The organism is Paraburkholderia lebeckiae (genome assembly GCF_050436225.1).
Taxonomy (GTDB): Bacteria; Pseudomonadota; Gammaproteobacteria; order Burkholderiales; family Burkholderiaceae; genus Paraburkholderia; species Paraburkholderia tuberum.
In genome coordinates, this window is sequence record NZ_JBNDLU010000002.1 from 646,764 (window position 1) to 662,743 (window position 15,980).

Annotated in this window: 15 protein-coding genes; 12 read left to right on the forward strand and 3 right to left on the reverse strand. The window is 63.6% G+C overall.

From position 1 onward, the window contains the following. Positions 1 to 168: 168 nt before the first annotated feature. Positions 169 to 3,405, reverse strand: coding sequence for an Rne/Rng family ribonuclease (locus tag OKW45_RS17740; RefSeq protein ID WP_429470169.1), 3,237 nt, complete (start codon positions 3,403 to 3,405; stop codon positions 169 to 171). A 726-nt stretch (positions 3,406 to 4,131) separates the two neighbouring features. Between OKW45_RS17740 and OKW45_RS17745 the strand changes: the two genes are divergently transcribed. Genes OKW45_RS17745 through OKW45_RS17760 form a run of 4 tightly spaced genes read left to right on the forward strand, consistent with a single transcriptional unit; the run spans position 4,132 to position 7,282 of the window. After that, positions 4,132 to 5,187: an RluA family pseudouridine synthase gene (locus OKW45_RS17745; RefSeq protein ID WP_429470171.1), complete on the forward strand. Its 1,056-nt coding sequence runs from the start codon at positions 4,132 to 4,134 to the stop codon at positions 5,185 to 5,187. Continuing rightward, positions 5,180 to 5,839 carry an HAD-IA family hydrolase gene (locus OKW45_RS17750; RefSeq protein ID WP_018421294.1) on the forward strand — a complete coding sequence of 220 codons (660 nt, stop codon included), beginning with the start codon at positions 5,180 to 5,182 and terminating at the stop codon, positions 5,837 to 5,839. Before OKW45_RS17745 ends, OKW45_RS17750 begins: the two co-directional genes overlap by 8 nt. After that, the gene (locus OKW45_RS17755) at positions 5,836 to 6,252 is read left to right on the forward strand and encodes a Rieske (2Fe-2S) protein (protein WP_429470173.1); all 417 of its coding nucleotides are present in this window, start codon (positions 5,836 to 5,838) and stop codon (positions 6,250 to 6,252) included. Before OKW45_RS17750 ends, OKW45_RS17755 begins: the two co-directional genes overlap by 4 nt. A gap of 28 nt (positions 6,253 to 6,280) precedes the next feature. Further along, complete coding sequence (locus OKW45_RS17760) at positions 6,281 to 7,282, forward strand: S49 family peptidase (protein ID WP_429470175.1); 1,002 nt, start codon at positions 6,281 to 6,283, stop codon at positions 7,280 to 7,282. Between the two features lie 111 nt (positions 7,283 to 7,393). Here the strand turns inward: OKW45_RS17760 and OKW45_RS17765 are convergent, their stop codons facing one another. Together OKW45_RS17765 and OKW45_RS17770 are read right to left on the reverse strand one after the other, a co-directional pair. Further along, a complete protein-coding gene (locus OKW45_RS17765) occupies positions 7,394 to 8,113 on the reverse strand; it encodes an SAM-dependent methyltransferase (RefSeq protein WP_018421291.1) in 720 nt (239 codons plus the stop codon). Then, complete coding sequence (locus OKW45_RS17770) at positions 8,110 to 8,727, reverse strand: Maf-like protein (protein WP_018421290.1); 618 nt, start codon at positions 8,725 to 8,727, stop codon at positions 8,110 to 8,112. Before OKW45_RS17770 ends, OKW45_RS17765 begins: the two co-directional genes overlap by 4 nt. 284 nt (positions 8,728 to 9,011) lie before the next feature. On the opposite strand from OKW45_RS17770, the gene OKW45_RS17775 reads away from it, so the two are divergent. The 8 genes from OKW45_RS17775 to fabF all read left to right on the forward strand — a co-directional run bounded on the left by OKW45_RS17775 (position 9,012) and on the right by fabF (position 15,973). After that, positions 9,012 to 9,668: a DUF177 domain-containing protein gene (locus OKW45_RS17775; protein WP_429470177.1), complete on the forward strand. Its 657-nt coding sequence runs from the start codon at positions 9,012 to 9,014 to the stop codon at positions 9,666 to 9,668. 102 nt (positions 9,669 to 9,770) lie between these two features. Further along, a complete protein-coding gene (rpmF, locus tag OKW45_RS17780) occupies positions 9,771 to 9,950 on the forward strand; it encodes a 50S ribosomal protein L32 (RefSeq protein WP_018421288.1) in 180 nt (59 codons plus the stop codon). A 123-nt stretch (positions 9,951 to 10,073) separates the two neighbouring features. After that, positions 10,074 to 11,180, forward strand: coding sequence for a phosphate acyltransferase PlsX (plsX, locus tag OKW45_RS17785; protein WP_429470179.1), 1,107 nt, complete (start codon positions 10,074 to 10,076; stop codon positions 11,178 to 11,180). Beyond that, positions 11,180 to 12,169 carry a beta-ketoacyl-ACP synthase III gene (locus OKW45_RS17790; protein WP_018421286.1) on the forward strand — a complete coding sequence of 330 codons (990 nt, stop codon included), beginning with the start codon at positions 11,180 to 11,182 and terminating at the stop codon, positions 12,167 to 12,169. The genes plsX and OKW45_RS17790 overlap by 1 nt, the downstream gene beginning before the upstream one ends. Positions 12,170 to 12,287: 118 nt before the next feature. Then, complete coding sequence (fabD, locus tag OKW45_RS17795) at positions 12,288 to 13,223, forward strand: ACP S-malonyltransferase (RefSeq protein WP_429470181.1); 936 nt, start codon at positions 12,288 to 12,290, stop codon at positions 13,221 to 13,223. A 114-nt stretch (positions 13,224 to 13,337) separates the two neighbouring features. Further along, complete coding sequence (gene fabG, locus OKW45_RS17800; protein ID WP_429470183.1) at positions 13,338 to 14,087, forward strand: 3-oxoacyl-ACP reductase FabG; 750 nt, start codon at positions 13,338 to 13,340, stop codon at positions 14,085 to 14,087. Between the two features lie 152 nt (positions 14,088 to 14,239). Next, positions 14,240 to 14,479 carry an acyl carrier protein gene (gene acpP / locus OKW45_RS17805; RefSeq protein WP_004197638.1) on the forward strand — a complete coding sequence of 80 codons (240 nt, stop codon included), beginning with the start codon at positions 14,240 to 14,242 and terminating at the stop codon, positions 14,477 to 14,479. 255 nt (positions 14,480 to 14,734) lie between these two features. Beyond that, positions 14,735 to 15,973, forward strand: a complete 1,239-nt coding sequence (fabF, locus tag OKW45_RS17810) for a beta-ketoacyl-ACP synthase II (RefSeq protein ID WP_018421283.1) — start codon at positions 14,735 to 14,737, stop codon at positions 15,971 to 15,973. The last annotated feature ends 7 nt before the right edge of the window (positions 15,974 to 15,980 follow it).

Sequence of the window (15,980 nt, forward strand, 5' to 3'; positions counted from 1 at the left end):
GCTTTAACGGACTGGGATGATTGATTCTATCGGAAATGTCGGTGGCGGCAGGTGCGCGACGGACGTTGTCGGGGTATACGGGGAGCGGCGCGGCTCGCGGCGACAAATGACCGCCTAAAGAAAAAGCCCGCCAGAAAGGGCGGGCTTTTTCACGAACAACGACGCGGCTTACTGCGGATGCTTGATCGTTTCGACCTGTTGCATCGGCGTGTGGTCGTCTGGCGGCAGCGCCTTGCGCTCACGGATCACGCGCGGCGGCTTGACCGTCTGCGCCGCCGCTTCCTGCGCGGCACGCAGCTTGTCGGCGTCGGTGTTCACCCAGATCAGGCCAGCCTGCTCGAGGATCGGCTGCAAGGCGTCGGCCGATGCGGCGGCGGGGGCTGCGCTGCGGACGGGGGCCGGCTGCGGTGCCGCGGCGACGGGCGCCGGCTCGACCACGGCCGGTTCTGTTGCGACGACCGGTCGCGGTTCGACGATTTCGGCCTGCGGTGCCGGCACGGCTGCCGGCGCCTCGACGATCGTGGCCGGAGCCGCGGTGTCGAGCGCAGCCGGGACGGCTCGCGGTTCGGTCGGGACGGTCGGCTGCACTTCCACGGCCGGCTCGACTGCCGGGGATTCGGCATGCGCGGCGGGTTCGACCGAAGCGGCCGGCGTAACCGGTTCGCTCGCGGCCGACGCGGCTTGCTCTGCCTGCGCTGGCGCTTCGATAGCCGGCTCCGCCGCCACGGGTTCGATCGACGCCGCCGGGGCCTCTTCCACCGGCACGACTTTTTCGGTCTTCGCGGCATTTTCCGCGGCGAGAGCCGGCGTTTCGGCTGCCGCATGCAGTTCGGCCACGACGGCGCTTTCCGTTGCGACAGCGGCGACCACCACTTCGACCGGGGTCACTTCCTTCGCTTCGCTGGCTGCAGGCGTGTGCTCGACCGGCTGCTGGGTGCGCACCGGCGCTTCGTCGCTGGCGGCAACGTTGTCGCCTTCTGCTTCGGCGACATCCGCCGCGAGATTGCCATTCACGTCCTCTTCACGCTCGCGACGACCACCACGACGGCCGCGGCGGCGGCGGCGACGCTCTTCGCCGTCACGTGCGACTGTTTCCTGATCGACCGGCACGCCGTTTTCACCCGCTGCGGCGCGGTTGCGCGCCAGTTCGTCGGCAGCTTGCGTGTCGGTTTGCGTCAGCGCCGAGGCGGCTTCCGCCTGCGGCTTGCGACGCTCGCCACGCTCGACGCGTTCAGCGCGCTCGCCACGCTCGCGACGCTCACCGCGTGCCGTGCCTTCGACGGCTTCCGCGCGCTCGGCGCCGCGGGTGTCGCGTTCGCGAGCCTCGCGCGGTTCACGCGCTTCACGCGGCTCGCGAGCCTCACGCAGTTCACGGCCTTCACGGGCCTCACGCGGTTCGCGTTGCTCACGCGGCGCGCGCGGTTCGCGGCCCTCGCGTGCCTCGCGGCCTTCGCGTTCCTCGCGACGCGGCGACGGCTGCTGACCTTGCGCCTGACGGCCGCCGGTCACGCCTTCGCCACGCGCTGCCGCGTCGCGACCGCCTGCGCCGCCACGGCGATTGCGGTTGCGATCGCCGCCGCGCTCGCCCGTGCGCTCACCGCGCTCGGTGCGCTCGCCGCGTTGCGGACGAGCCTGCTTGTCGGTGGTGGCCGGCGCGGCGGGCGCCGGAGCAGCCGGCTGCATGCCGAACAGATTCTTCAGCCAGCCGATGAAGCCCCCACTGGCCGGCGTCACCGCGACCGGAGCGGGGATAGCCGCCGGGCGGGCCGGCGCGCTCGGAGCCGGCTTCTCGGGCGTGATGCCCTTGACGGCCGCTTCCTGCTTCGGCTTCACTTCCTCAGCGCGCTTGCTGTAGCCGGTTTCCGATTCGAGTTCGCGGGCCGCTTCTTCGGCCATCTTCCACGATGCGCGCGGCTCGTCGAGGCGCGTGTCGTCGTGACGCAGACGCTCGAGCTTGTAGTGCGGCGTGTCGAGATGCTTGTTCGGGATCAGCACGACGTTGACTTTGAAACGCGACTCGATCTTGTTGATTTCGGCGCGCTTCTCGTTCAACAGGAAGGCGGTCACTTCGACCGGCACCTGGCAGTGGATCGCCGCGGTGTTTTCCTTCATCGCTTCTTCCTGAATGATCCGCAGCACTTGCAGCGCGGACGATTCGGTATCGCGGATGTGGCCCGTGCCGTTACAGCGCGGACACGTCACATGGCTGCCTTCCGACAGCGCCGGACGCAGACGCTGACGCGACAGTTCCATCAGGCCGAAGCGCGAGATCTTGCCCATCTGGACGCGGGCGCGGTCGTGCTTCAGCGCGTCTTTCAGGCGCTGTTCGACTTCGCGCTGGCTCTTGGCCGATTCCATGTCGATGAAGTCGATCACGATCAGGCCGCCCAGGTCGCGCAGACGCAGCTGGCGAGCGACTTCGTCGGCGGCTTCGAGGTTCGTGCGCGCGGCCGTTTCCTCGATGTCCGCGCCTTTGGTGGCGCGCGCCGAGTTCACGTCGATCGCGACGAGCGCTTCGGTGTGATCGATGACGATCGCGCCGCCCGACGGCAGCGGCACGGTGCGTGAGTACGCGGTTTCGATCTGGTGCTCGATCTGGAAGCGCGAGAAGAGCGGCACGTCGTCGTGATAGCGCTTCACCTTGCCGACGTTGTCCGGCATCACGATGTCCATGAAGGCGCGCGCCTGGTCATGGATTTCGGTCGTGTCGATCAGGATTTCGCCGATATCGGGCTGGAAGTAGTCGCGAATCGCGCGGATCACGAGGCTCGATTCGAGATAGATCAGCATCGGCTGGCCGGCCGTGCCGCTCTGCGACGCGGCTTCGATTGCGCGCCACAGCTGCATCAGGTAGTTCAGGTCCCACTGCAGCTCTTCGGCGCTGCGGCCGATGCCGGCCGTGCGCGCGATGATGCTCATGCCTTCCGGCAGTTGCAGCTGCGCCATGGTTTCGCGCAGTTCCTGACGGTCGTCGCCTTCGATCCGGCGCGACACGCCGCCGCCGCGCGGGTTGTTCGGCATCAGCACCAGATAGCGGCCGGCGAGCGAAATGAAGGTGGTCAGGGCTGCGCCCTTGTTGCCGCGTTCTTCCTTTTCGACCTGGACGATCAGTTCCTGACCTTCCTTCAGTGCGTCCTGGATGCGTGCGGAACGCATGTCGACGCCATCGCGGAAGTACTGGCGGGCGACTTCCTTGAACGGCAGAAAGCCGTGACGGTCTTCGCCGTAGTTGACGAAGCAGGCCTCGAGCGACGGCTCGATGCGCGTGATGATGCCCTTGTAAATATTGCCTTTGCGCTGTTCGCGGCCGGCGGTTTCGATATCGATGTCGATGAGTTTTTGCCCATCGACGATGGCGACGCGCAGCTCTTCCTGCTGCGTCGCATTGAACAACATTCGTTTCATTGAACGGCTCCAGAGCGGCCTCGCCGGCCCAGCTGCTCGGTTGTCAGTCGCGAGAGCGGGGAGAGTAGGCGTGCCGCGCCTTATTGTGTTTTCACAAACACGCTGGAGCGGGAAAGATGGCGGGAGAATTGCCTGAGAGGGCCCAGCCCGATAAAAAACGGGCACGGTGCCGCAGGGCACATGCGAACACGGCTTCAAATCATGGCCTGACACGCCGCGTTTAGCCAGCAGACCTTCATAAGTCTTCGCCCTCTGAAGCCGGCGCGCCAAATGGGCGCGCGAGCGAAGGGCCGAAGTCCGCGGTCATGCCGCAACGGGAAGTTCGCGCAGGCGGCGCGTCTTTTCCTGCTGGGGGTGTCTCGCCTTCTTTTGACGTCGCCATGTCTTGTACTTTCTACAAGACGCCTTGGGCGCACGCCGTATTTTCGCGACTTGCAGCTTCGTCCAGCTGGGCGTCATACCACCCGGATCACGAAGCTGAAAGCTAAATTCTTTTTTACCAAAATTCCGTTACCGTCGAAGCCGACCTTGACCGAACGCGCCTGCGGGCGCCGTCCCTGCCGGGTGCTGACTTCGTGCGTGCAACTTGTTGCATCTCAATTTCAGGGCGAGCAACCAGACCCCGGCGCAAGTAAAATAACGGTTTATCGCTTGCGCTCGCGCAATCCGCCCGCATGCCGGACACTGCGCCGGCCGTCGCGGACTGCTGGGCAAATTATATTCAGAATGAAAGAGTTAGGCAAAACATCCCAGAGATCGGTTGCAGGCGCGGTCGAAGACTCGATTTCAAGCGACCAGGTTTCGCTGCTCGAAATCGACGACCGGTCGGCTGGTCAGCGCATCGATAATTTCCTGTTGCGCGTCTGCAAGGGCGTGCCGAAAAGCCATATTTATCGCATCCTGCGTAGTGGTGAAGTGCGGGTGAACAAGGGCCGGATCGACGCGCAGTACCGGCTCGAACTGGGCGATCTGGTGCGTGTGCCGCCGATCCGCGTCGCGCAGCCGAATCAGACCGCAGCCCGCGTGCCCGTGCCCGTGCCCGCGCCGGGCTTTCACATCCTGTTCGAAGACGAGCATCTGCTCGTGATCGACAAGCCGGCCGGCGTTGCGGTCCACGGAGGCAGCGGTGTCGCGTTCGGCGTGATCGAGCAGATGCGCGAGGCGCAGCCGCAGGCGAAATTCCTGGAACTCGTGCATCGGCTGGATCGAGAGACTTCGGGCATCCTGATGCTCGCGAAGAAGCGCGCGGCGCTCGTCCATCTGCACGAGCAGATTCGCGATAACCGGATGGACAAGCGCTACTACGCTTGCGTGCACGGCGAATGGGCGAGCGACTGGGGGCGCCGCCGCGCGGTGAAGGAGCCACTTCACAAGTACCTGACCGCCGACGGCGAGCGCCGCGTGCGCGTGCAGGCCGATGGCCTCGCTTCGCACACGATCTTCAATCTGGTCGAGCGCTGGCCGGAATATGCGCTGCTGGAGGCGGAACTGAAGACGGGGCGTACGCACCAGATTCGCGTGCATCTGCAGCATCTGGCACTACCGATCGTCGGCGACGCCAAATATGGTGATTTCGCGCTGAACAAGGCGCTTGCGCGCGCCAACGCGAAGCCCGGCATCAAACGGATGTTTCTGCACGCTTACCGGCTCAGGCTCACGCATCCTGCGACGGGCGCGCCGCTGCAGCTGGAGGCACCGCTGCCTGCCGACTGCCGCGGCTTTATAGAACAACTCAACGAACTACGCACTGGGTCCAACCCGGAGACGACCTTGCATGGCTAGAGAGCAATTCGATCTGATCGTGTTTGACTGGGATGGCACGCTGATGGATTCCACTGCGCATATCACGCGCAGTATCCAGGCGGCGTGCCGCGATCTCGGCATGCCTGTTCCCGCGGACGAAGCCGCGAGCTACGTCATCGGCCTCGGCCTGCGCGACGCGCTGCAGATTGCCGCACCGACGCTCGATCCGGCCGACTATCCGCGGCTTTCTGAGCGTTACCGCTTCCATTTTCTTGTAAAAGACCAGGCTACCGAGCTGTTCCCCGGCGTGCGCGAGATGCTCCAGGAGTTGCGCGACGTCGGCTATCTGCTCGCGGTCGCGACCGGCAAGAGCCGCGTCGGGCTCAATCGCGCGCTTGACCAGGCGCGCCTGACGAGCCTGTTCGACGGCACGCGCTGCGCTGACGAAACCTTCTCGAAACCGCATCCGGCAATGCTGCACGAGCTCACCCGCGAATTGGGGCAGGATACGGCGCGCACGGTCATGATCGGCGATACGACACACGATCTGCAGATGGCGCTCAACGCTGGCGTGGCGGGCATTGGCGTGACTTATGGCGCGCATCCGGCGAATTCGCTGAATGCGATGTCACCGAAGTTCGTTGCTTCGAGCGTCAGCGATCTGTCCGGTTGGCTACGGGAGAACGCATGAGCGCCGACAGCGTGGATACTGCTAATCCCGCGGCTGCGCAGGCAATGCGCATTTGCGCGGCCGACGAGTTGGTCGACGGTGGCGACGGCATCCGGCGCGACGCGCGGCTCGGCGGGCAGGATGCCGTGGTGTTTTTCGTCCGCTATGATGGCTGCGCCTACGGCTATTTGAATCGTTGCGCTCATGTGCCGATGGAGCTCGACTGGCAGGAGGGGCAGTTCTTCGAATCGTCCGGCTTATACTTGATGTGCGCGACACATGGCGCGATTTACGCGCCGGATACTGGCAAATGCGTCGGTGGTCCGTGTCGCGGGGGCAGATTGCGTCCCGTGCAGGTCGAGGAACGCGATTCGGTCGAGGGCCGTGCGGTATTCTGGCTGCCTGACGGCGATTTGCTGCCGGTCACGCGCTGATTTCCCCTTCCATTTTTCCACTGTCCGCATGTCCGACAACTTGACCCCCGAAAAGGACCCTGCCTCGGGAGGCGGCTCCCGTGCACTCGCCGACCAGCCCGGCTGGGAAAGGGCCGCGCTCGAGCGCATCGCGCTCGCCGCGATCAACGAGCAACGCGCCGCGCGACGGTGGCGGATTTTCTTCCGCTTCCTGTTCCTCGCATTGCTCGCACTGGCGGTATGGGGTGCGCTGAACGTCTCGGGCGAGCGGGTCGCCACGACTGGCCGTCATACGGCAATGGTTTCACTTGATGGCGAGATCGCGACGGACGCAGGTGCGAACGCCGAAGATATCAACACTGCACTCGATTCCGCGTTTGAAGATTCCGATACAGCCGGCGTGATTCTTTATTGCAACAGCCCCGGCGGCAGTCCAGTGCAAGCGGGCATTATCAACAGCGAAATTCGGCGATTGCGCGGCAAATATCCGGCTGTTCCGCTCTACGTCGTGGTCGGCGACATGTGCGCGTCGGGCGGCTACTACGCGGCCGCGGCGGCGGAGAAGATCTACGTCGACAAGGCGAGCATCGTCGGTTCGATCGGCGTGCTGATGGACAGCTTTGGTTTCACCGGCCTGATGGACAAGTTGGGGATTCAGCGCCGACTGCGCACATCGGGCGAGAACAAAGGCTTTTTTGATCCGTTTTCGCCTGAAACGCCGAAGATGGACGAACATGCGCAGACTATGCTCGATCAGATCCACGCGCAGTTCATCGACGCGGTGCGTCAGGGGCGCGGCAAGCGTTTGCATGAGACACCGGACATGTTCTCGGGTCTTTTCTGGACGGGGCAGAAGAGCGTCGAACTTGGACTCGCGGACGGTTTTGGCGATGCGGATTACGTCGCACGTGAGATCTTCAAGGCGCCGGATATCATCGATTACACGGTGAAGGAGAGCATTACGGATCGCGTCGCCCGCAAATTCGGCGCGGCCATCGGCGCCGCCGCGGTTCGGACGATGGCGCTCGGCGCGAAAATGAATCTGCGTTGAACCCGCAGTTTTAAAAAGACGCCCGCGCGGTCGGTTTTGGCCGATCGCGCGGACTTTGCGTTGTGAGTTTCGGGCCCTGGTCGCCCTCAGTTGCCTGGCCGGTGTCTACGTTCAGGCCGCCAGAATCAGAAAAATCGCCGGCCGCTTATGCAGGTCGATCTCCGCCTTCTTTTTCCAGTCGGCGACGCTCCGGCTTGCGATCACTTCGCTCGGCAGCGTCAGATCGACCGCCACGCAGACCAGCGTCGACGGCGCGCAGGTCGCGAGCAAGGTATCGAGCAGCGCGCGATTCCGGTACGGCGTTTCGATGAAGATCTGCGTTTGTCTGCTCTTGCGCGACTGTTGCTCGAGATCGCGCAGACGTTTGGCGCGCTCGGTGATGTCGACGGGCAGGTAGCCGTGAAACGCGAAGCTTTGGCCGTTCAGCCCCGATGCCATCAGCGCGAGCAGAATCGAACTCGGCCCGACCAGCGGCACGACCTTTACGCCGCGCTCGTGCGCGCGTCGCACCAGCAGCGCGCCCGGGTCCGCGACTGCCGGGCAGCCAGCCTCGGAGACGAGGCCCGCATCGGTGCCCGACAGCAGCGGCGCGAGCAGTTTGTCGATTTCGCCGGCCGGCGTATTGACGTTCAGTTCGCGAATCTCGATTTCTTGAATCGGCCGATCGGGGCCGACTTTCTTCAGGAACGCGCGCGTGCTTTTGGCGTTTTCGCCAATGTAATAGTGCAGCAACGCCGCGCGGGCGCGTACGGGCGCTGGCAGCACCAGATCGAGCGCGCTTGCGTCGCCTTCGCCGAGCGTGTTGGGAATGAGATAGAGCGTACCGGTCATGGGGCCCCCAAAAGCGGGTAGTTGGCCGCGAGCAGCATGTGCGACAGCGCGATAAGCGGCAGGCCGACGAGCGCGGTCGGGTCGTCGGAATGGATGGCCTCCAGCAGCGCGATGCCAAGCCCTTCGGATTTGGCGCTGCCGGCCACGTCGTACGGTGTTTCAGCGTGCAGGTAGGCGTCGAGCGCCGCGTCCGGCAGATCGCGAAAGCGCACGCGGGTGATCACGTCGATCGTTTGCGCGCTGTCCGTCGCGCTGTCGAACAGACACAGCGCGCTGTGGAACAACACGTCGCGGCCGCGCATCGCCTGCAATTGCGCGAGCGCCCTGTCATGCGTGCCGGGTTTGCCGATCTGCAGGCCGTCGTAGGTTGCGACCTGATCGGAGCCGATCACGAGCGCGTGTTCGTCGGCGGCGAAGCCTTGGGCGACCGCACGCGCTTTGGCTTCGGCGAGGCGCAGCGCAGTGGCTTCGGGCGTTTCGGCGGCGAGCGGGGTTTCGTCGATCGCGGGCACTACGACGTCGAACGGCACGCGCAGGCGTTCGAGCAACTCGCGGCGATACCGCGAACTCGACGCTAGAATCAGGCGTGGCGGGCGTTTGTAGGATTCAGGCATGGTTTGCGGGCAACGGGAGAGGCGGGTCGTACGGGATCGCGCGAGGCTCCCGTACGTACGGGCTTAAGTGTTTGACTCGAAAAGACAAAACGGATATGATTTCGGGCTTTTCACGGTATGCTTGCACTTGAAGGGGCTCGGCGCAGATTGAAGAAAGCACGGCAGGGTTGAACGCAACGGCCGCGGACTCCACTGGCTACCTGCATACCGGATTATCTTCGCGGCGGATCTGATCATCCTTCGCGAATCACCCCCGCAACATGCTTGCCAACGCAGGAGCGCACATGACTCAACATCCTGGCAAACCTGCAGGTCTGTCCGACCCGCATGAATTCGATCTGTTTGAATTTGCGCGGAGCGGGCGTCAGGCCGCGGGTGTCGTGCGCGTCTCGCAACTGCCGCGCATGTTAAACGAAGTCCCGGCGGAAGCGCCAGATCGCGACACCGCGTTCACATGGCAGGCCGAAGGGACGACGCAGCCGGAATTGCAGGACGATGGCACCGAAGGTTCCCAGCCTTATCTGCGGCTGGCGATTCACGGTGCCGCGTGGCTCGAATGCCAGCGGTGCTTGACGCCGTATTCGCAGGCGTTCAACGTCGATGCAACTTACCGGATCGTCAATACGGAGGCGGAAGCCGAAGAGTTTCCGCTCGACGAGGATGAAGTCGAGGTGATCGTCGGCTCGCGCCAGTTCGATCTCATCGACTTGATCGAAGAAGAGTTGCTGCTTTCCTTGCCGCTCGTGCCCAAACACGAGGTCTGTCCCGAAGTGCACGAGAGCCTTGTCTCGGGCGCGGACGGTAGCGAAGGCGAGGGCGACGAAGCCGCGCAGAAAGAAGCTGGCGATCCCAGCAAGCCGGACCAGTCCAGCGAGCGGCGCAATCCGTTCGCGGCGCTCGAAAGTCTGAAGCGCGACGAACCGGGCGGCAAGAAGCACTAAACAGTTGCAGGGGGCGCGATGCGGGCGCATTGGCCATTCGGCCAGTGGTTAAGTCTGTGTCGGGCTGTGTTAGAATTCGGAAAATTTTTTGGAGTTTTAGTCATGGCAGTTCAACAAAACAAGAAGTCGCCGTCGAAGCGCGGCATGCACCGTTCGCACGATTTCCTGACGACAGCGCCGCTGGCCGTCGAGCCGAGCACAGGCGAAGTGCATCTGCGTCACCACATTAGCCCGAACGGCTACTATCGCGGCAAGAAAGTCGTCAAGACGAAGAACGACTAATCGTTGACTGCGATGCGCCCTGTGGCGTTTCGCGTAGCGATCGGCTCGCTTGACATTTTCCCGGTTCGGCAAAAAGGCGGCATTCAACTGCCGCTTTTTTGTGTCTGAAATTCGTCGCACTCCATGACAGTAAAGCTCACGATAGATTGCATGGGAGGCGACCACGGCCCGTCCGTGACCGTTCCCGCTGCCGTCAATTTCGTTCGTTCGCATCCCGATGCGCAGTTGCTGCTCGTCGGCATTGAAAGTGCGATTCGTGCGCAGCTGAAGAAGCTCAAGGCTCAGGATCTGCCGGCGCTGACCGTCGTACCTGCTACCGAGGTCGTCGCGATGGACGACCCGGTCGAGGTTGCGCTGCGCAAGAAAAAAGATTCGTCGATGCGCGTGGCGCTGAACCGCGTCAAGGAAGGCGAGGCGCAAGCCTGCATTTCCGCCGGCAATACCGGCGCGTTGATGGCGGTCTCGCGCTATGTGCTGAAAACGCTGTCGGGCATCGAACGCCCGGCCATCGCGTTTGCCCTTCCTAATCCCGCCGGCTATACGATGATGCTCGACCTGGGCGCCAACGTCGACTGCGAGCCGCAGCATCTGCTGCAGTTCGCTGAGATGGGGCACGCGCTCGTGTCCGCGCTCGAAGGAACAGAGCGACCCACCATCGGTCTGCTCAACATCGGTGAAGAAGTCATCAAGGGCAACGACATCATCAAACGCGCCGGCGAACTGTTGCGTGCGAGTACACTGAACTTTCACGGCAATGTCGAAGGCGACGACATCTACAAGGGCACCGTCGACGTGATCGTCTGCGATGGCTTTGTCGGCAATGTCGCTCTGAAGACGTCGGAAGGTCTCGCGCAGATGCTGTCCAACATCATCAAGGAAGAGTTCGGCCGTTCGTGGCTGACCAAGGTGATGGCGGTGCTCGCGCTGCCGGTATTGATGCGCTTCAAGAAACGTGTCGATCATCGGCAATACAATGGCGCCGCGCTGCTCGGCTTGCGCGGTCTCGTGATTAAAAGCCACGGTTCAGCCGATGCGTACGCGTTTGAGTGGGCTATCAAACGCGGGTATGATGCCGTCAAAAACGGCGTGCTGGAGCGCCTTGCGCGAGCGATGGAAGAGAACGCGGGTTCTCTCGAACAGGCGGCGCGCGACGCAAGCGGTGCGGGTCACGCAAGCCCGATCGCAGGCCAGCCGGCCGAGCCCTACGCTGCGCAATCCTCGAAGGCATAATGGCTCAATCCACAATCTACTCCCGCGTGCTGGGCACCGGCAGCTGTCTGCCGCCCAACCGCGTCACCAATCAGGATCTGGCTGAGCGTCTCGCCAGGCAAGGCGTCGAAACGAGCGACGAATGGATTGTTGCGCGCACGGGCATCCATGCGCGTCACTTCGCCGAGCCGGACGTCATGACCAGCGACCTCGCGTTGATCGCCTCGCAGCGAGCGATCGAAGCGGCGGACATCGATCCGCAGTCCATCGACCTGATCGTCGTCGCCACCTCCACGCCGGACTTCGTGTTCCCGAGCACCGCCTGCCTGCTGCAGAACAAGCTCGGGATCAAGAATCACGGTGCCGCGTTCGACGTACAGGCGGTCTGCTCCGGCTTCGCCTATGCGGTGGCAACGGTGGACGCCCTGATTCGCAGCGGCCAGCATCGCACGGCGCTCGTGGTCGGCGCGGAAACTTTCTCGCGCATTCTCGATTTCAACGACCGCACCACCTGCGTGCTGTTCGGCGACGGGGCCGGCGCAGTGATCCTGCAAGCGTCCGACGAACCGGGCGTGCTTTCGAGCGCGCTGCACGCGGACGGCAGCCATTCGAACATTCTGTGCACGCCGGGCAACGTGAATGGCGGCGTGGTCGCCGGCAGCGCGTTCCTGCACATGGACGGTCAGGCGGTGTTCAAGCTTGCCGTCAACGTGCTCGAGAAGGTCGCGATCGAAGCATTGGAAAAAGCTGATCTGAAGCCCGAGCAGATCGACTGGCTGATTCCGCATCAGGCCAACATCCGCATCATGCAAAGCACCTGCCGCAAGCTTGGCCTGCTGCAGGAGCGCATGGTCGTCACGGTGGGCGAGCACGGCAATACGTCGGCGGCGTCCATTCCGCTTGCACTCGACGTCGCGGTGCGCGACGGCCGCATCAAGCGCGGCCATAACGTGCTGATCGAAGGCGTCGGCGGCGGCTTCACGTGGGGCGCGTCGGTCATCCGCTACTGAGCGGGACGACGCATCCGTGGTGTCGCTGGCGGCGCCCGTGCGGCCGGAATAACACCGCGCGCCATCTGGCAGCCGCGGCCGGCTGCCACATCCGATTAAACAGATTTTTGGGGACGATATGAAATTCGCGTTCGTTTTTCCTGGGCAGGGTTCGCAGGCGGTCGGCATGCTCAACGCATTCGCCGATTACGCAATCGTGCGCGAGACGGTTCAGGAAGCCTCCGACGCACTCAACCAGGACCTCGGCAAGCTGATCGCCGAAGGCCCCGCCGAAGATCTCAATCTCACCACCAATACCCAGCCGGTCATGCTGACTGCGGGCTACGCTATCTATCGTGCGTGGCAGCAGGCGGGCGGCCCGGCGCCGGCGCTCGTCGCCGGCCATAGCCTTGGCGAATACACGGCGCTCGTCGCGGCCGGCGCGCTTGCGTTCCGCGACGCGGTGCCGCTCGTGCGTTTTCGTGCGCAGGCGATGCAAACCGCGGTACCGGTAGGCGAAGGCGGCATGGCCGCAATTCTCGGCCTCGACGACGACACGGTGCGGGCGGTCTGCGCGGAAGCGTCGGCGGCGGGCGTCGTCGAAGCGGTCAATTTCAACGCGCCGGCGCAAGTCGTGATCGCGGGCCACAAAGCCGCGGTCGAGAAAGCCTGCGAAGTCGCGAAGGCGAAGGGCGCGAAGCGCGCGCTGCCGCTGCCGGTGTCGGCGCCGTTCCACTCGTCGCTGCTCAAGCCGGCGTCGGATCAATTGCGCGAATACCTCGCGAGCATCGACGTGCAGGTGCCGTCGATTCCCGTCATCAACAACGTCGACGTCGCCGTGGTCAACGAGCCGGCCAAAATCACGGACGCGCTCGTGCGCCAGGCGGCTGGTGCGGTGCGCTGGGTCGAATGCGTACAGGCAATGGCAGCGCAGGGCGTCACGCACGTGATCGAATGCGGTCCGGGCAAGGTCCTTGCGGGTTTGACCAGGCGCATCGACGGCAATCTCGTCGGCGCGTCGGTGTTCGATCCGGCGTCGCTCGAAGAAACGCTGAAGCTTGTGATGGCAGACTGAGCGCGCATTCGCGAACGGGTATCGACAGAGCAATGCCGCGCTGGAGCGGCATCCCTCGACAGACGAATCAACAAGAATCAATCGGCCCTATTTGAAGGGCATCCGGACTGACCCATGGAAAAGACTCTCGACAAGCAGATCGCAATCGTGACGGGTGCGTCGCGCGGCATCGGCCGTGCGATCGCGATGGAACTCGCCCGTCAGGGCGCGACGGTCATCGGCACCGCGACGAGCGAAAGCGGCGCGACGGCGATCACCGAAGCGTTCAAGGCGGCGGGCGTGAACGGCCGCGGCGCGGTGCTCGACGTCAACGACGCGGCCGCGGCCGAAGCGCTGATCGACGGCACGCTCAAGGAATTCGGCGCGCTGAACGTGCTGGTGAACAACGCAGGCATCACGCAGGATCAACTGGCGATGCGCATGAAGGACGACGACTGGGACGCCGTGGTCGACACCAACTTGAAGTCGGTGTTCCGTCTGTCGCGTGCGGTGCTGCGTCCGATGATGAAAGCGAAGGGCGGTCGGATCATCAACATCACGTCGGTGGTCGGCTCGGCCGGCAACCCGGGGCAGATCAACTACGCGGCCGCGAAGGCCGGCGTCGCGGGCATGACGCGCGCGCTTGCGCGCGAGATCGGCAGCCGCGGCATCACGGTCAATTGCGTGGCACCTGGTTTCATCGATACCGACATGACGAAGGCGCTGCCCGAAGAGCAGCAGACCGCGCTGAAAACGCAGATTCCGCTCGGCCGTCTCGGCAGCCCGGAAGACATCGCGCACGCGGTCGCGTTCCTCGCGTCGCCGCAAGCGGGCTACATCACCGGCACGACGCTGCACGTGAACGGCGGCATGTATATGCAGTAACCAATTTCGGTTACTATCCGCGCCTTGATGCGTTTGCGGAAAGCACGAGGCGCATGCGTTGACAGGAACCCGATGCGCCGCTTTTTTGCCGGGTCAAACCTGATAAAATGCGCGCACCTGTATTTTTGAACTTCTTTTCCCTTGGAGGGGTAATGGACAATATCGAACAGCGCGTCAAGAAGATCGTCGCGGAACAACTGGGCGTTGCGGAAGCGGAAATCAAGAACGAAGCGTCGTTCGTGAACGATCTCGGCGCCGACTCGCTCGACACCGTTGAGCTCGTGATGGCCCTCGAAGACGAATTCGGCATGGAAATTCCAGATGAAGAAGCCGAGAAGATCACCACCGTTCAGCAAGCGATCGACTACGCTCGCGCGAACGTCAAGGCCTAAGGTCATTCGCGCCTGCGTTTCTGCACGGGCCGCGCATGACGCCCTGCCGTGCCGCTTGCCGGCGCCAGCACGGTCGACGCTATCGGGCGTGTCCATGGCACACCATACGTCGCGCCGCTTGCCACGCAGGAGCCAGCGATGTTGACAGCGCAACTTTCCGCGCGATTGCCGACTTAAACAGCCACAGGGCACACAGGGCGATTCCTGTGGCCGCTGTGGCTTTTGCTTTTTGTCATTTATGAAAAAGGGGTTACCGTGAGCCGCCGTCGTGTTGTTGTTACAGGCCTGGGGCTGATTTCGCCTGTTGGCAATAATGTTGCCGATGGCTGGGCCAATCTGGTCGCCGGCAAGTCTGGGATTGCCAATATCACGAAGTTCGATGCGTCGAACTTCTCGACTCGTTTCGCCGGCGAGGTGAAGGGCTTCAATATCGAGGACTACGTCCCCGGTAAGGAAGCGCGCCACATGGATACGTTCATCCATTACGGCGTGGCTGCGGGCATCCAGGCGATGCGGGACAGCGGCCTCGAAGTCACCGACGAGAATTCGGAGCGCATTGGCGTGGTGGTCGGTTCGGGCATCGGCGGTCTGCCGATGATCGAAATCACCCAAACCGAATTGCTCAATCGCGGCCCGCGTCGCATTTCGCCATTCTTCGTGCCGGCTTCGATCATCAACATGATCTCCGGCCACCTGTCGATCAAGTTCGGCATCAAGGGTCCGAATCTGTCGATCGTTACCGCGTGTACGACCGGTCTGCACTGCATCGGCGAGGCTTCGCGCCTGATCGAATATGGCGACGCCGACGTGATGATCGCGGGCGGCGCGGAATCTACCGTGTCGCCGCTCGGTGTCGGCGGCTTTGCGGCGGCGCGCGCGCTGTCGCAACGCAATGACGATCCGGCTACCGCGAGCCGTCCGTGGGACATGGACCGCGACGGCTTCGTGCTGGGCGAAGGCGCCGGCGTAATGGTGCTCGAAGAATACGAGCACGCAAAGGCGCGCGGCGCGAAGATCTACGCGGAAATCGGCGGCTACGGCATGAGCGGCGATGCGTATCACATGACCGCGCCGCTCGAAGACGGTGACGGCGCACGTCGCTGCATGCTCGCAGCGCTGAAGAACGCGGGCATCAACGGCGATCAGGTGAGCTACCTGAACGCGCACGGCACGTCCACACCCCTCGGCGATCTGGCGGAAACGACCGGCATCAAGCGGGCGTTCGGCGACCACGCGAAGAACATGGTAGTCAACTCGACCAAGTCGATGACGGGTCACCTGCTGGGCGGCGCTGGCGGTCTGGAGTCGGTGTTCACGGTGCTCGCCGTGCATCACCAGGTGTCGCCTCCGACCATCAATATTTTCAACCAGGACCCGGCCTGTGATCTCGATTACTGCGCGAACACCGCGCGGGAAATGAAGATCGACGTCGCGCTGAAGAACTCGTTCGGGTTCGGCGGCACGAACGGCACGCTGGTGTTCAAGCGCGCCTGATCGCCTG

What these genes read in the sequence shown, in the direction of transcription:
- OKW45_RS17740 (WP_429470169.1), bottom strand. Translation starts at nt 3,405, where the DNA reads ATGAAACGAATGTTGTTCAATGCGACGCAGCAGGAAGAGCTGCGCGTC.
- OKW45_RS17745 (WP_429470171.1), top strand. Translation starts at nt 4,132, where the DNA reads ATGAAAGAGTTAGGCAAAACATCCCAGAGATCGGTTGCAGGCGCGGTC.
- OKW45_RS17750 (WP_018421294.1), top strand. Translation starts at nt 5,180, where the DNA reads ATGGCTAGAGAGCAATTCGATCTGATCGTGTTTGACTGGGATGGCACG.
- OKW45_RS17755 (WP_429470173.1), top strand. Translation starts at nt 5,836, where the DNA reads ATGAGCGCCGACAGCGTGGATACTGCTAATCCCGCGGCTGCGCAGGCA.
- OKW45_RS17760 (WP_429470175.1), top strand. Translation starts at nt 6,281, where the DNA reads ATGTCCGACAACTTGACCCCCGAAAAGGACCCTGCCTCGGGAGGCGGC.
- OKW45_RS17765 (WP_018421291.1), bottom strand. Translation starts at nt 8,113, where the DNA reads ATGACCGGTACGCTCTATCTCATTCCCAACACGCTCGGCGAAGGCGAC.
- OKW45_RS17770 (WP_018421290.1), bottom strand. Translation starts at nt 8,727, where the DNA reads ATGCCTGAATCCTACAAACGCCCGCCACGCCTGATTCTAGCGTCGAGT.
- OKW45_RS17775 (WP_429470177.1), top strand. Translation starts at nt 9,012, where the DNA reads ATGACTCAACATCCTGGCAAACCTGCAGGTCTGTCCGACCCGCATGAA.
- rpmF (WP_018421288.1), top strand. Translation starts at nt 9,771, where the DNA reads ATGGCAGTTCAACAAAACAAGAAGTCGCCGTCGAAGCGCGGCATGCAC.
- plsX (WP_429470179.1), top strand. Translation starts at nt 10,074, where the DNA reads ATGACAGTAAAGCTCACGATAGATTGCATGGGAGGCGACCACGGCCCG.
- OKW45_RS17790 (WP_018421286.1), top strand. Translation starts at nt 11,180, where the DNA reads ATGGCTCAATCCACAATCTACTCCCGCGTGCTGGGCACCGGCAGCTGT.
- fabD (WP_429470181.1), top strand. Translation starts at nt 12,288, where the DNA reads ATGAAATTCGCGTTCGTTTTTCCTGGGCAGGGTTCGCAGGCGGTCGGC.
- fabG (WP_429470183.1), top strand. Translation starts at nt 13,338, where the DNA reads ATGGAAAAGACTCTCGACAAGCAGATCGCAATCGTGACGGGTGCGTCG.
- acpP (WP_004197638.1), top strand. Translation starts at nt 14,240, where the DNA reads ATGGACAATATCGAACAGCGCGTCAAGAAGATCGTCGCGGAACAACTG.